Origin of the sequence: Micromonospora sp. NPDC049359 (genome assembly GCF_044466585.1) — a bacterium.
In the GTDB taxonomy this organism is placed as follows: Bacteria; Actinomycetota; Actinomycetes; order Mycobacteriales; family Micromonosporaceae; genus Micromonospora.
The window spans coordinates 100,257-115,023 of the sequence record NZ_JBITMW010000017.1 but is presented as its reverse complement, the minus strand read 5'-3'; the positions used below and the strand labels follow the sequence as shown (position 1 = coordinate 115,023).

Sequence of the window (14,767 nt, the reverse complement as noted above, 5' to 3'; positions counted from 1 at the left end):
CCAAGGCTGGCGGCATGGACCGAACAGACACCCTGTCGACGACGCCCGGCGACCCGGTCGGGCCGCCGCACCCGAGCACGCGCCCCGAGGAACACCCGCCTCCGGCGGGCCGTGCGGCGACCTGGACCCGGCCCGCTCTGCTGGCCCTGCTTTTGGGCACCGGTCTGCTCTACCTCTGGGGCCTGGGCGCCTCCGGCTGGGCCAACTCGTTCTACGCGGCCGCCGCGCAGGCCGGCTCGGTGAGCGGCAAGGCGTTCTTCTACGGCTCGTCCGACGCGGCCAACTCGATCACGGTGGACAAGACGCCCGCCTCGCTCTGGCTGATGGCCCTGTCGGTGCGGATCTTCGGGTTGAACAGCTGGGCGATGCTCGTCCCGCAGGCGCTGTGCGGGGTCGCCTCCGTCGGCGTGCTCTACGCGAGCGTGAAGCGCTGGTATGGGCCGGTTGCCGGCCTGATCGCCGGAGCGGTCCTCGCCGTCACCCCGGTGGCGACGCTCATGTTCCGCTTCAACAACCCCGACGCCCTGCTCGTGCTCCTGCTGCTCGGCGGCGCGTACGCCACCGTGCGCGCGTTGGAGACGGCCAGTACCCGGTGGATCGTGCTGGCCGGCGCGCTGGTCGGGTTCGGCTTCCTGACCAAGATGCTCCAGGCTTTCCTGCTGGTGCCGGTCTTCGCCGGCGTCTACCTGCTGGCCGCCCCGACCGGGCTGTGGCGGCGGGTGCGGCAACTCCTGCTCGCCGGCCTCGCGGTGGTGGTGTCCGCCGGCTGGTGGGTGGCCGTCGTCGAACTCGTCCCGGCCAGCGCGCGTCCGTACGTCGGCGGGTCGCAGGGCAACAGCATCCTGGAGCTGACCCTCGGCTACAACGGTCTCGGCCGGATCACCGGCGACGAGGTGGGCAGCGTCGGCGGCGGCGCCGGACGGATGGGCGGTGGGGGTGGACCGTTCTCGGGGCGGACGGGCCTGCTGCGGATGTTCGACGGCGAGGTCGGCGGTCAGATTTCCTGGCTGCTGCCGGCCGCGTTGATCCTGCTGGTCGCGGGCCTGGTGGTGGCCGGTCGGGCCGCGCGTACCGACCGCACCCGGGCCGGTCTGCTGCTGTGGGGTGGCTGGCTGCTGGTTACCGGACTGATCTTCAGCTTCATGTCCGGGATCTTCCACGCCTACTACACCGTGGCGCTCGCGCCGGCCGTCGGCGCGCTGGTCGGCATCGGCGTCACCCTGCTCTGGCGGCAGCGCCGACCACGGCCCACCCCGGCCGCCGACGCGGACGAGGAACCGGTGCTGGTGCCCCGGTGGCAGCGGTGGCGTCCGCTGGCCGCCACGGCGACCCTCGCCGCCACCCTCGCGGTCACCGTCTGGTGGGCGTGGGTGCTGCTCGGGCGCAGCCCCGACTGGTACCCGTGGCTGCGTGCCGTCGTGCTGGTCGCCGGCCTGCTCGGCGCGGCCCTTCTCCTGTTGACCGTTCGACTGCCCCGGTGGCTGGGGGCCGTGGCGCTGGGCGTCGGCGCGGCGGCGGCCCTCGCGGGACCGGCGGCGTACGCGGCACAGACCGCCGCGACCCCGCACACCGGCTCGATCCCGAGCGCCGGCCCCGCGGTGGCGGGCGGATTCGGCCGCGGTGGCTTCCCCGGCGGACGACCGCCGGGCGGCATGGCGTTCCCCGGCCGCGGGCAGTTCCCCGGCGACGGCCGCAACGGCGCGTCGGTGCCGGGCGGCGAGAACCGCAACGGCAACCAGGACGGCGGGCGGTTCCCGGGCCTTCCGGGCGTAGGGCAGATGCCCGGTGCTCGCGGCGGCGGCATGGGAGGGCTGCTCGACGCCCGCGAGCCCAGCGCCGCGATGCGCGAGTTGCTCGAGCGGGACAGCGACGACTACACCTGGGTGGCGGCCACCATCGGTTCCAACAACGCCTCCGGTTATCAGTTGGCCACCGGCGACCCGGTGATGCCGATCGGCGGGTTCAACGGCAGCGACCCGTCACCGACCCTCGCCCAGTTCCAGCGCTACGTCGCCGACCACAAGATCCACTACTTCATGGGCGGTGGTGGCTTCCGTGCCAACGGTGGCAGCTCGGCCTCGCAGGAGATCTCCACCTGGGTCGAGGAGACCTTCACGGCGCAGACCGTGGACGGGGTCACCGTCTACGACCTGAGCACCGGCGCGGACGCGTCGTGACCGCGCTCGGCAGCCCGCGTCCCGCCGTCCGGACCCGGTCCACCACCACCGGGGCGGTGCTGGACGTGGTGATCCCCGTCCACAACGAGGAGATCGACCTCGGGCCGTGCGTACGCCGGCTGCACGCCCACCTCACCGAGCACTTCCCGTACCCGTTCCAGATCACCGTCGCCGACAACGCCAGCGTGGACGGCACCCTGACGGTCGCCGAGGGACTCCGCGCCGAACTGCCGGGCGTCGAGGTGCTGCACCTGGACGCCAAGGGGCGGGGGCGAGCGCTGTCCGCCGCGTGGTCGGCCTCGTCCGCGCCGGTGCTGGCGTACATGGACGTGGACCTGTCCACCGATCTCGCGGCGCTGCTGCCGCTGGTCGCGCCGCTCATCTCCGGCCACTCCGACCTGGCGATCGGCACCCGGCTGGCGCGTACGTCCCGGGTGGTTCGCGGCGCCAGACGGGAGGTCATCTCCCGGGCCTACAACCTGCTGCTGCGCGGCGCGCTGTTCGCGCGGTTCTCCGACGCGCAGTGCGGGTTCAAGGCGATCCGCGCGGACGTGGCCGGTGAGCTGCTGCCCCTCGTGCGGGACACCGGGTGGTTCTTCGACACCGAGCTGCTGGTGCTGGCGCAGCGGGCCGGGCTGCGCATCCACGAGGTGCCGGTGGACTGGGTCGACGACCCGGACAGTCGCGTCGACATCGTCGCCACCGCCCTGGCCGACCTGCGGGGGATGGGTCGACTCGGGCGGTCCCTGGTGACCGGCGCGCTGCCCCTGGCCGAGCTACGTGCCCAGCTCGGTCGGGCACCGCTGGCCGCGCCACCGGCACAGGTGCCGGTCGGGCTTCCCGGGCAGCTGGTCCGGTTCGCCGCCGTCGGGGTGGCCAGCACGCTGGCGTACCTGCTGCTGTTCGTGACCACCCGGGGCGCCCTCGGCGCGCAGCCGGCGAACCTGCTGGCGCTGTTTCTGACGGCGGTGGCGAACACGGCCGCGAACCGACGGCTGACGTTCGGGATCACCGGTAGCCGGAATGCCGGTCGGCACCACGCGCAGGGGCTGCTGGCGTTCGGCCTCGGCCTGGCGTTGACCAGTGGCGCGCTGGCGGCGCTGCACGCGCTCGTCGCCGTGCCCGCCCGGTCGGTGGAACTGGCCGTGCTGGTGGTCGCGAACCTGGTCGCCACCGTGCTGCGCTTCGTGCTGCTGCGCCTGGGCATGCACCACCGGCGCAGCTAGGTCAGCATCTGCGCGAGGACCTCGACGACGCGCCTGGTGTGCCGCCCGTCGGGGTCCTCGTCGGGGTTCAGGTCGGTCACGCTCATCCCGAGCAGCCGGTCGGCGCGCGCCAGCGGCGTGACCAGTGCGACGAGGTCCGCCCACCGTGGCCCGTCCGGCTCCGGGTAGGTCACCGCCGGCAGGTCGCGCGGATCCACCACGTCCAGGTCGAGGTGCAGCCAGGCCGGCCCGTCGCCGCCGCCGGCCAGGCCCGCCCCGATCGCCCCGGCACCCAGGCGCAGCAGGTCGGCGGCGGGCACCTGGTGGATCGCCGGGTCGATCCGGGCCGCCTCGACACGGCTGTCCTCGTCGGTGGGCGGTCGGTGGCCGAGCAGGTGGACCCGGGCGGGGTCGAGCAGCGCGTCGTCGACGCCGATCGCGGCGGCGGGGCCGTGCCCGGTGACCACCGACAGGTCCATGTCGGCGGCCTCGCCGGTCGGCGACGTCGCGCCGTCGAGGAAGTCGGGATGCGCGTCGACGAACCACAGCTCGGTCGTGCGGGGCAGCGCGCGGCAGATGCCGGGCAGGATCGCGCAGTCGCCGCCGAGCACCAGCGGTCGGTGACCGTCCGCGATCAGCCCGCCGATCCGTGCGCTGATCGCGGCGCCGGCCCGGACCAGGCCGGCGGCGTCGATCACCCCGCTCGCCGGCTCCCGGTTCGGGTCCCGTAACTGGGCCTCGTCTATCTGCCCGTCGTCGTCGGCGGCCAGGGCGTCCAGCAGGCCGGCCCGACGCAGGGCGGCCGGTGCCCGTTCCTCGCCGCGCCGTGCGCCGGAGGAGTCCAGTGGCGCGTCCACGACCATCCAGCGCACGCTTCGCAGCCTACCGACGCAAGCCGCTTCCTGTGGCCGGGCTGGGAGTCCTCGGATGTGGGCGCGGTGGCGCGGACGAGCAGCGTACGGTGATGGACAAGTCCGGCTTACTGGGTCAAAAGCCTCATTGCTGTCGCCCCGGGACGCCGGTGTCGAGACGGGCGAGGGGAAGGAGCGGTCGGTGATCCATCTGGCCTACCTGGACGCGGGATCGGGCAGCCTGATCGTGCAGGCCGTCGTCGGCGGGGTGGCCGGCGTCGCGGTCGCCGCCAAGCTCTACTGGCGGCGGCTGGTCGACCGGTTCCGCCGGCAGCCCACCGACCAGCGGTAACGGTCGCGGCGACCATGACGAGCACACCCACCGGGGTACGCCCCGAGCCCGCCTCCTTCCGCGACCCCGCCAACCGGGTCTTCCACGTCGGCGACGAGGTGCTGCGCGGGCTCGACGCCCAGGCCGCCGCGCACTGGCGCACCCTCGCGGCCAGCCCGTTCTTTCCCACGCTCGTCTCGGCGGGCAAGGTCTGCGCCACCGAGGACGCCCCGGCCACGCTGGCGCCCGCGGGCACCGAATGGGCGGCGGTGCTGCGCCACGAACGCATCCCGTTCGTCTCGCACCCGTACGAGTGGTCCTTCGCCATGCTGCGCGACGCCGCGCTGCTGCACCTGGAGATCCTGCGTACCGCCCTCGCCGAGGGGTTCACCACCAAGGACGGCTCCGCCTACAACCTCCAGTGGCGCGGCGCGAAACCCGTCTTCATCGACATCGGCTCCTTCACGCCGGTCCGCGACGGCGAACCGTGGGCCGGCTACCGCCAGTTCTGCCAGACCCTGCTCTACCCGCTGCTGCTCACCGCGCACCTGGGCGTGGACTTCCAACCCTGGCTACGCGCCCAGGTCGACGGCATCGAGGCCGAGCAGTTGCGTCCCCTCTTCGGCGGAACCCGTCGGCTGCGCCCCGGCGTCCTGACCCACCTGCACCTGCACGGCGCGATGCAGCAACGCAACGCCGCCGCCAGCACCACCGACGTCAAGGCCCAGCTCCGGGCCGCCGGCTATACGCGCCAGTTGCAGGCGGCCACCGTACGCGGCATCGAGAAGCTGGTCCGCCGCCTGGCGCACCGCCCCTCCGGCAGCCACTGGTCGGACTACCAGCGCACCTGCGGCTACTCGGCCCGCGACCGGGTCGCCAAGGAGCAGTTCGTGGTCGCCGCCGTGGCCGCCGCCGGCCGCCCGCGCCTGGTCCTCGACCTCGGTGCCAACGACGGCCGGTACTCCCGACTGGCCGCCGGGCACGCCGACTACGTGGTCGCCGTCGAGCAGGACCCGGCGGTGGTCGACGAGCTGTACCGGGCGCTGCGCTCCGAGGGGCAGCAACGGATCCTGCCGCTGGTGGTCGACCTGGCCGACCCGTCCCCGGGCGGCGGCTGGCGCGGCGTCGAGCGCGCCGGCTTCGCCCAGCGGGCGTCGGCGGACGTGGTGCTCGCCCTGGCTCTCGCGCACCACCTGGCGATCGGCCGCAACGTGCCGCTGCCGGAGGTCGTCGACTGGCTGGCCGGGCTGACCGCGCCCGGCGGGGCCGTGGTGGTGGAGTTCGTCCACCCGGACGACCCGATGGCCGCCCGGCTGCTGGCCAACAAGCCCGACGGACTCTTCCCCGACTACCGGCGGGACACCTTCGAACGGCTCCTCGCCGCCCGGGGCCGGATCACCGACCGGCTGGAACTGCCCTCGGGCACCCGCACGCTCTACCGGACGGTGATGGGTGGCTGACCCGCCCGTCGAGACCCCACCCGAACGCGGGCGGTGGGAGCGGGGGTGGCGCGGGGAGCTGGGTCGGGTGCTGGAGATCGTCGCGCTGGTCGGGCTGGTCGTCACCCAGCCGCTGCTGGACGTGCTCGGCCGCAGTCCCGACTTCTTCCTGTTCCACCGCGCCGACACCGGCCAGATCCTGCTGCTGGTCGCGCTGGTGGCGCTCGTACCCACCCTGCCCGTGGCGGCGCTGGGCGCGCTCAGTCGACTGGCCGGCCGGACCGCCCGCGCGCTCACCCATACGCTGCTCGTCGGCCTGCTGGTCGCCGCCCTCGCCGTGCAGGTGGGCCGGCACGTGACGACGCTTCGGGGCGTACCCCTGCTGGGGCTTGCCGGTCTGGCCGGTGTGGCCGGCGCGGCGGCGCACCGGCGGTGGCGGGCCCCGGGCCGCGCGCTGCGACTGGCCGCCGCCGGGCCGGTGGCGTTCGTGGCGCTGTTCCTTCTCGTGTCGCCCACCTCGGCGGTCGTGCTGCCGCGCGGCGACGGCGGCGCGGTCGGCACCGCGCAGGGCGGGGCCGTGCACCCGCCGGTGGTCATGCTGATCCTCGACGAGCTGCCGCTGGTCAGCCTGCTCGGCGGCGACGGCCGGATCGACGCGGCCCGGTTCCCGCACTTCGCCGAGTTGGCCGGGGCGTCGACCTGGTACCGCAACGCCACCGGGGTCAGCGGCTGGACGCCCAACGCGCTGCCGGCGATGCTCACCGGTCGCTACCCGGCGCGGTCGGTCGCGCCGCACTACTCGCAGTACCCGGACAACCTCTTCACCGCCTTCGGCGGCCTGTACGACATCCAGGCCGAGGAGAGCATCACCCGGCTCTGCCCGCCCAGCCGCTGCGAACAGCCGGTCGCCCCCGAACAGGGCCTCGGCGTGCTGGTGAAGGAGACCGGCAAGCTGCTCGGCCGGATCGCCGGGCCGACGGAGAGCGCGGTCGACCCGGAGGACTCGTACCGGGAGCGGACGCGGGCCGAGGCCGGCCTGGACGCCGCCGAGCCGGTACCGGCCGACCCCAAGTTCCGCTGGGACAGCCTCGACGACAATCAGCCCGCCCGGTTCACCAGCTTCCTCGCCGGCCTGAAGCCGCGGCCCCGGCCCACCCTGCACTTCCTGCACCTGCTGATGCCGCACTCCCCGTGGGCGTACCTGCCGTCCGGCGCGCGCTACGACGCACCCGAGGATCTGCCCAACGACGGCGCCGGCTGGATCGACCTGGCCCGTCAGCGCCACCTCGCCCAACTCGGCTACACCGACCGGCTGATCGGCGAGACGCTGCGCACGCTGCGTGCCAGCGGCCTCTACGACCAGGCCCTCGTCGTCGTCACCGCCGACCACGGGGTGAGCTTCCGGCCGGGCGCGCAGGGCCGGGGGATGGACGCCATCAGGGCCGCCGCCGGCGAGGTCGCCTGGGTGCCGATGTTCGTCAAGGAACCACGGCAGCAGACCGGCCGGGTGGACGATCGCAACTGGGAACATGTCGACCTGCTGCCCACCGTCGCCGACGAGGCCGGCATCCGCCTGCCCTGGCGGGTCGACGGCCGCTCCGCCCGCCAGAGCCCGCGCGCCGACGCCACGAAACACTTCTACGACACCCCCGGGGAGGCGGTCACCTTCCCCGGCGGGGTGCCCACCCCACCGCCGCTGCCGACACCGCACCGGCTGGTCGGCACCGAGGTACGCGCCGGCCCCAGCGGCGGCAGCGCCCGCGTCGCCGACCTGGCCGCGTTCCGGGCCACCGATCCGGACACCGGCACCCTCCCGGCGCTCGTCTGGGGTGACGTGCCGGACGCCATCCCGGACGGCACGCTGCTGGCCGTCGCCGTCAACGGCAGGATCGGCGCGGTCGTCCCGGTGGTGCCGACCGACCCGGGCGGGCGTCGGTTCGCCGCGCTGCTCACCGACGACCGGCTGTTCCACGCCGGCACCAACCAGCTCGACGTCTATCAGGTCACGACCACGGGTACGCTGCGCCGCCTGGCGCTGTCCTGAAAACCGGCTGTCCGGCGGACTGCCGCGGACGGGTCGTTTGCGGCTTTCGTGGGCTTCCCGCCTGCCGGGATTGCGGGTTTCCCGGCCTGCTGGTCGGGAATCGGGTGACGCATACCTCACCGCCGAACCACGGCGGGCAGTGTCCCCCGAGCCGCAATTACGGTAGAAGCGAAGGCAATTCAACGTAGATCTGCCGGCGAAGCGAGGAACCACATGACGGAAGTCAAGCTCGACCACCCCGGCGGGCAGCTGTCGATGCCGGTGCATTCCGCGGTCGAGGGCCCCGCTGGCATCGGGGTGAGCAAGCTGTTGAAGGAAACCGGGATGACGACGTACGACCCCGGTTTCGTCAACACCGCGGCTGCCTCATCCGCGATCACCTACATCGACGGCGACGCGGGGATCCTGCGTTACCGGGGGTACCCGATCGAGCAGCTGGCCGAGAAGTCCTCCTTCCTGGAGGTCTCGTACCTGCTCATCTACGGTGAGCTGCCCACCGAGCAGCAGCTGACCGAGTTCACCGAGTGGATCCGGCGGCACTCGCTGCTGCACGAGGAGATGCGTCGGTTCTTCGACGGCTTCCCCCGGGACGCCCACCCGATGGCGGTGCTGTCGTCCGCCGTGAGCGCGCTGTCGACCTTCTACCAGGACAGCCTGGACCCGTTCGACTCCGAGCACGTGGAGATCTCCACGGTCCGGCTCATGGCGAAGGTCCCCACCATCGCCTCGTACGCGTACAAGAAGTCCATCGGGCAGCCGCTGCTGTACCCGGACAACTCCCTCGGGTACGTGGACAACCTGCTGCGCATGACGTTCGGCGTGCCGGCGGAGCCGTACGAGGTCGACCCGGTCATGTCGAAGGTGCTGGACATGCTCTTCGTCCTGCACGCCGACCACGAGCAGAACTGCTCCACGTCGACCGTCCGGCTGGTCGGCTCCAGCAACGCCAACCTGTTCGCCTCCGTGTCGGCGGGCGTGAACGCGTTGTTCGGCCCGCTGCACGGCGGCGCGAACCAGGCGGTGCTGGAGATGCTCCAGCAGATCCACGCCGGTGACGGCGACGTCCGGTCCTTCGTCCGTAAGGTCAAGGACAAGCAGGACGGCGTCAAGCTGATGGGCTTCGGCCACCGGGTCTACAAGAACTACGACCCGCGGGCGGCGATCGTCAAGAAGGCCGCGCAGGACGTGCTGGGCCGGATGGCCAAGCCGGACCCGCTGCTGGACATCGCCATGGAGCTGGAGGAGATCGCCCTCGCCGACGACTTCTTCGTCTCCCGGCGGCTCTACCCGAACGTGGACTTCTACACCGGCCTGATCTACAAGGCCATGGGCTTCCCCACGAAGATGTTCACGGTGCTCTTCGCGCTCGGCCGGCTTCCCGGCTGGATCGCCCAGTGGCGCGAGATGATCAGCGACCCGGAGACCAAGATCGGCCGTCCGCGGCAGGTCTACGTCGGCGCCGCCGAGCGGGACTACGTCCCGTTCAACGAGCGCTGACCTCCGCTCCTGGCACGACCGCAGGCCGTCGACCCGATTCGGGGTCGGCGGCCTGCGTCGTTCCCAGGGTCCTGCCATGCGGTGGTCCGTGACGCTTTTGCGCGGTGGCCCGCGGTGGCCCGCGGTCGTCCCGGCGGTACCCCGGGTCTGTTGTTCGCCTCCTGTCGAGCTGCCCCGAATATGGGGCGCGGAGTGGTGGGTTCACCCCCCCCCGATCCCGGTCGTGCCGGCGGGCCGGTTCGCGGGCGTCGGCCCGGCGGACGGCGCACCGCTGCCCGGACCCGGCCGCACCGCCCCTTGTTGAGCGACCTCGACGGTCGGTCGCGCCACGTGTCGATCAAGGCGGCGTCCAGGTCCGTGGACCTGCCGGTCACAGTCACCCGGGGCTTCGGGCTCGCGGCAGGCAGCCGCCCGCAGCGGGGCAGGCAGCCGCCCGCAGCGGGGCAGGGCAGCCGCCCGCAGCGGGGCAGGGCAGCCGCCCCATTTCTGGGGCAGCTCGACAGGGGACGCACCAGAGACCTGGGGTCGAGACCCGAGGTGCACGGCCGGGCTCAGAAGGCGGCGATGTCGCGGGCTCGTTCGCTGCGGCTGAGCGCGCCGATCAGCGCGGACTGGCCGTGCCGGCGGACGGCCAGCCGGACCAGCAGGTCGCGTACGGGGTCGAAGACCTCCGGCGGGAAGACCGGCGTGGGCACGCCGACGCTGACCGCCAGGTCGTCCGAGTGCACGACGATCTCCAACTGGCGGGTGAGCAGGAAGTCGGCGCGGCGCAGCGACCAGCCCTGCCACGGGATAGGCACCACGTCGACGGCGGCTCCCCGGGTCAGCAGGTCACCGACCTGCGCGAGGGCCTCGCCGGAGCGGGCGTGCAGGTCGTCCGGTCCACGGACCGCGTCAGCCTCGTCCGGGCCCTCGGCGACCGCGTCCTGGTCCGGCGTGCCCTCAGTGACCCAGGAGGCCCGTTCGTAGTGGTCGTCGGCCGAGTCGAGCGTGGGCAGCTCGGCGGGTGTCGGCAGCAATTCCGCCGCACGGATCGCCTGCCGTCCGAGGTGGCACGCCAGACCACCCACGGACAGGTGCGGCAGGGCGCTCGGGCGCGACCACCGCGCGGCCACCTCGGGGTGCCGGATCAGGTCCAGCGCGATCGAAACGGCGACCGGGAAGGCCGAATCCAGGGAGTCGACAGGATGAGACATCCGCACAGTCTGGCAGCCCCGCCCGACCACCGCCGGGCGGCGACGCCCGACCGCCGCCCGGCGATCGACTCGCCTTGCCGGAAGTCGGGGTGTCCCAGGACGTCGGACACCCCGACTTCACGAAACCCGGGTCGATCACCCGATCGGGGTCTCAGCGGAGGCCGGCGGCGGCCAGCAGGTTGCCGTCGGGCAGCGCCGGAAGCGCCCGGCCCTGCGACATGCGCTGTTCGGCGCGCTCGGTCGTGAACGCGGCGTCGTTGGCGATGGCGGCGCCGTAGCTGGCGGCGGTGCGCTGGGCGATGGCGGTCCAGCCGTACTGCTCGGTGACCATCCGACGGGCTCGGCGGGCCATGGCGCGGGCGCGCTCGCGGTCGGACAGCAGCGCGTCGACGGCGTCGGCGAGGCTGTCCGGGTCGTGCGGGCGGAACGTCATGCCGGTCGCTCCCGACTCGACGATCTCGGCGAGGCCACCGGTGGCGGCGACGGCCAGGGGCGCACCGGCGGCGGCCCCTTCGAGGGCCACCATGCCGAACGGCTCGTAGATGCTGGGCACGGCGAAGCAGTCGGACGCCGCCATCAGCGCCGGCAGGTCGGTGCCGCCGAGGAAGCCCGGCATGCTGACCATGCCGCCGAGGCCACGGCCGTGCACCTCGGCCTCCAGTTCGGCGCGGTACGGGCCGTCGCCGGCGATCACGGCGCGCAGCCCGGGGTGCCGCTCGCGCAGCCGGGGGAGGGCGGCGACCAGGTGCTGGACGCCCTTCTCGTACACCAGGCGGCCGGCGAAGGTGACCAGCGGGCCGTCGCCGGCGAACCGGGCGCGCGCCGCCGCCACGTCGCGTGCCGGCACCTTCCAGCGGTACGACTCGACGCCGTTGGCGACCACGTCGACCCGGCTGGCCGGTACGCCGAACAGGGCGTTGACCTCGTCGCGCATGTAGCCGGAGCAGACGATGACCCGGTTGGACTCGCCGCTGAGCCACTGCTCGACGCCGTGGATGGTGCGGTTCATCTCCTCGGGCAGCCAGCCCTGGTGCCGGCCCGCCTCGGTGGCGTGGATGGTGCTGACCAGCGGGATGTCCAGGTGGTCGCGCAACGTCATCGCGGTGTGCGCGACGAGCCAGTCGTGGGCGTGGATGACGTCGTACGCGCCGGCCTGGGTGGCGCGCAGGGCCGTGCGGGTGAGGGTGTGGTTGAACGCCATGGTCCAGGCGAGCAAGGAGCCGGTGGCCAGGGGGAACGTCACCGGGTCTTCGGGGGCGCGCAGGATGCGCACGCCGTCGGCGTACTCCTCAAGGGGTGCGCCCTCGGTGTGGCGGGTGACGACGGTGACCTCGTGCCCGGCGGCGGCCAGGGCCACGGACAGGGCGTGGACGTGGCGGCCGAGGCCGCCGACGAGCACCGGCGGGTACTCCCACGACAGCATGAGGATGCGACGGGTCTGCGGCGGCACACCGGGCCCGCGCTGCGCCGGCACGGCGGAGCCGGGCTGCGCAGACGGACCGGGCGAGGTCGAAGGCTGGGGCCGGGAGGTCACGGTAGGTCGGTGGGTCCGGTCCTTGGTGGCAGCGAGCTGCTCATCGACCCGCAGGGTCGTCACATCTGTCTCCGTCCAGGCATGGAGGGGCGCGCCGGCGTCAGTGGCGGCGGAGAGGGTGGAAAAAGGGTGGCCGAGGGCCGACGGGCACACACAGGTGCGTGTCCCCCGACAAGCAAAGGCCATCGGACGCCGGTTCGCACCTCGAAATCGGCCATGGTGACGGAAGACACCTGAGGGTGTAGCGCGCATCAGACAGGTGGATTCCGGTCACCGCCTGAAAGGATGGATTGGCGCGCCCGGGGCGGGGGCACTACCCGCTTGCGCGCGGGCCGCTGAGCCGGCGCGCACATCACCATGGCTTGAGGGAGCGACATGCAGGTCTGGCCGGGCGAGCGGTATCCCCTGGGCGCCACCTACGACGGGATGGGCACCAACTTCGCCATCTTCTCCGAGGTGGCCGAGCGGATCGAGCTGTGCCTGTTCGACGAGTGGGACACCGGCGCGGAGCGCCGTGTGGAGTTGCGGGAGGTCGACGCGTACGTCTGGCACGCGTACCTGCCGGGCATCGAGCCGGGGCAGCGCTACGGCTACCGGGTGTACGGGCCGTACGAGCCGGCGAACGGGCTGCGCTGCAACCCGCACAAGCTGCTGCTCGACCCGTACGCCAAGGCCATCGACGGTGACGTCACGTGGGACCCGGCGGTGTACGACTACGAGCTGGGCGACCCGGAGACGATGAACGAGACCGACTCGGCGCCGTTCATGCCGAAGTCGGTGGTGGTGAACCCGTACTTCGACTGGGGCAACGACAAGCCGCCGCGCACGCCGTACCACCACTCGGTGATCTACGAGGCGCACGTGCGCGGGCTGACCATGCGGCACCCGGACATCCCCGAGGAGCTGCGCGGCACGTACGCGGGGATCGCCTCCCCGCCGATGATCGAGTATCTGACCCGGCTCGGGGTGACGGCGATCGAGCTGATGCCGGTGCACCAGTTCGTGCACGACCACCGGCTGCACGACCTGGGTCTGCGCAACTACTGGGGTTACAACACGATCGGTTTCTTCGCCCCGCACCACGGCTACTCGGCGCTGGGCCGCCTGGGGCAGCAGGTGCAGGAGTTCCGGGGCATGGTCAAGGCGCTGCACGCGGCGGGCATCGAGGTCATCCTCGACGTGGTCTACAACCACACCGCCGAGGGCAACCACCTCGGGCCGACGTTGAGCTTCAAGGGCGTGGACGCGCCGAGCTACTACCGGCTCAGCGAGGAGGACCGCCGGTACTTCGTCGACTACACGGGCACCGGCAACAGCCTGAACGTGCGCAGCCCGCACTCGCTGCAACTGATCATGGATTCGTTGCGGTACTGGGTGACCGAGATGCACGTCGACGGGTTCCGCTTCGACCTGGCGGCCACCCTGGCGCGCGAGTTCTACGAGGTGGACCGCCTGTCGACGTTCTTCGAGGTGGTGCAGCAGGACCCGGTGGTCAGCCAGGTGAAGTTGATCGCCGAGCCGTGGGACGTCGGCCCCGGCGGCTACCAGGTGGGCAACTTCCCGCCGCTGTGGACGGAGTGGAACGGCAAGTACCGGGACACCGTGCGGGACTTCTGGCGCGGTGAGCCGGCGACCCTTGCCGAGTTCGCGTCGCGCATCTCCGGCTCGGCCGACCTCTACCAGGACGACGGCCGCCGCCCGTTCCACAGCATCAACTTCGTGACCGTGCACGACGGGTTCACCCTCACCGACCTGGTGTCGTACAACGACAAGCACAACGAGGCCAACGGCGAGGACAACCGGGACGGCGAGAGCCACAACCGGTCGTGGAACTGTGGCGTGGAGGGCGACACCGACGACGAGGGGGTCCTCGCCCTGCGGGCCAAGCAGCGGCGCAACTTCCTGGCCACGATCCTGCTGTCGCAGGGCGTGCCGATGATCGGCCACGGCGACGAGTTGGGGCGTACCCAGCACGGCAACAACAACGTGTACTGCCAGGACAGCGAGCTGGCCTGGGTCGACTGGGACAACGCCGACGAGCAGTTGCTGGACTTCGTCCGGACGCTCACCGACTTCCGCAAGCGCCACCAGGTGTTCCGCCGCCGCCGGTTCTTCACCGGCCTGCCGGTGGGCGGGCGTGGCACCGACGAGCCGCTGCCGGACCTGGCCTGGCACACCCCGGACGGGCGGGAGATGACCGGCGACGACTGGGGCAACGACTTCGGCCGGTCGGTGGCGCTGTTCGTCAACGGCGAGGGCATCCGTGAGCGCGGCCAGTACGGCCAGAAACACCACGACGCCTCGTTCCTGCTGTGCTTCAACGCCCACGACGCGCCGCTGGACTTCACCATGCCGGGCAGCGAGTACGGGCAGAAGTGGGAACGGGTGATCAGCACCGCCGAACCGGAGCCGGGCGACGCCACGGTGATCAGCGCGGGCGGCACCATCCGGGTGCCGGACCGGTCCCTCGTCGTGTTGGAGAGGATGATCTGA

Annotated in this window: 10 protein-coding genes; 7 read left to right on the top strand and 3 right to left on the bottom strand. The window is 72.5% G+C overall.

Going from position 1 to position 14,767, the window contains the following annotated elements; all coding sequences use genetic code 11:
• Positions 1–14: 14 nt before the first annotated feature.
• Both ACIBTX_RS30455 and ACIBTX_RS30450 read left to right on the top strand, forming a co-directional pair.
• A complete protein-coding gene (locus ACIBTX_RS30455) occupies positions 15–2,177 on the top strand; it encodes a glycosyltransferase family 39 protein (RefSeq protein WP_357172243.1) in 2,163 nt (720 codons plus the stop codon).
• Positions 2,174–3,403, top strand: coding sequence for a glycosyltransferase (locus tag ACIBTX_RS30450; protein ID WP_357172245.1), 1,230 nt, complete (start codon positions 2,174–2,176; stop codon positions 3,401–3,403). The genes ACIBTX_RS30455 and ACIBTX_RS30450 overlap by 4 nt, the downstream gene beginning before the upstream one ends.
• Here ACIBTX_RS30450 and ACIBTX_RS30445 read toward each other — a convergent pair.
• A complete protein-coding gene (locus tag ACIBTX_RS30445) occupies positions 3,400–4,245 on the bottom strand; it encodes an arginase family protein (protein ID WP_396833335.1) in 846 nt (281 codons plus the stop codon). The genes ACIBTX_RS30450 and ACIBTX_RS30445 overlap by 4 nt on opposite strands.
• 190 nt (positions 4,246–4,435) lie before the next feature.
• Here ACIBTX_RS30445 and ACIBTX_RS30440 point away from each other — a divergent pair, with 190 nt between their 5' ends.
• The 4 genes from ACIBTX_RS30440 (at position 4,436) to ACIBTX_RS30425 (ending at position 9,544) form a co-directional block, all read left to right on the top strand.
• Entirely contained in the window at positions 4,436–4,585 is a 150-nt protein-coding gene (locus tag ACIBTX_RS30440; RefSeq protein WP_167517342.1) for a hypothetical protein, read from the top strand.
• 14 nt (positions 4,586–4,599) lie between these two features.
• The gene (locus ACIBTX_RS30435) at positions 4,600–6,024 is read left to right on the top strand and encodes a class I SAM-dependent methyltransferase (protein WP_357121833.1); all 1,425 of its coding nucleotides are present in this window, start codon (positions 4,600–4,602) and stop codon (positions 6,022–6,024) included.
• A complete protein-coding gene (locus ACIBTX_RS30430) occupies positions 6,017–8,047 on the top strand; it encodes a sulfatase-like hydrolase/transferase (protein ID WP_396833332.1) in 2,031 nt (676 codons plus the stop codon). Before ACIBTX_RS30435 ends, ACIBTX_RS30430 begins: the two co-directional genes overlap by 8 nt.
• Before the next feature lie 213 nt (positions 8,048–8,260).
• Entirely contained in the window at positions 8,261–9,544 is a 1,284-nt protein-coding gene (locus ACIBTX_RS30425; protein WP_357121840.1) for a citrate synthase, read from the top strand.
• Positions 9,545–10,095: 551 nt separating this feature from the next.
• On the opposite strand, the gene ACIBTX_RS30420 is transcribed toward ACIBTX_RS30425, so the two are convergent.
• Both ACIBTX_RS30420 and ACIBTX_RS30415 read right to left on the bottom strand, forming a co-directional pair.
• Positions 10,096–10,740, bottom strand: a complete 645-nt coding sequence (locus tag ACIBTX_RS30420; protein WP_357172247.1) for a maleylpyruvate isomerase N-terminal domain-containing protein — start codon at positions 10,738–10,740, stop codon at positions 10,096–10,098.
• A 151-nt stretch (positions 10,741–10,891) separates the two neighbouring features.
• Positions 10,892–12,337 (bottom strand): glycosyltransferase family 4 protein, encoded by a 1,446-nt coding sequence (locus ACIBTX_RS30415; RefSeq protein WP_396833331.1) that lies wholly within the window; start codon positions 12,335–12,337, stop codon positions 10,892–10,894.
• A gap of 312 nt (positions 12,338–12,649) precedes the next feature.
• On the opposite strand from ACIBTX_RS30415, the gene glgX reads away from it, so the two are divergent.
• Entirely contained in the window at positions 12,650–14,767 is a 2,118-nt protein-coding gene (gene glgX, locus ACIBTX_RS30410; protein ID WP_396833330.1) for a glycogen debranching protein GlgX, read from the top strand.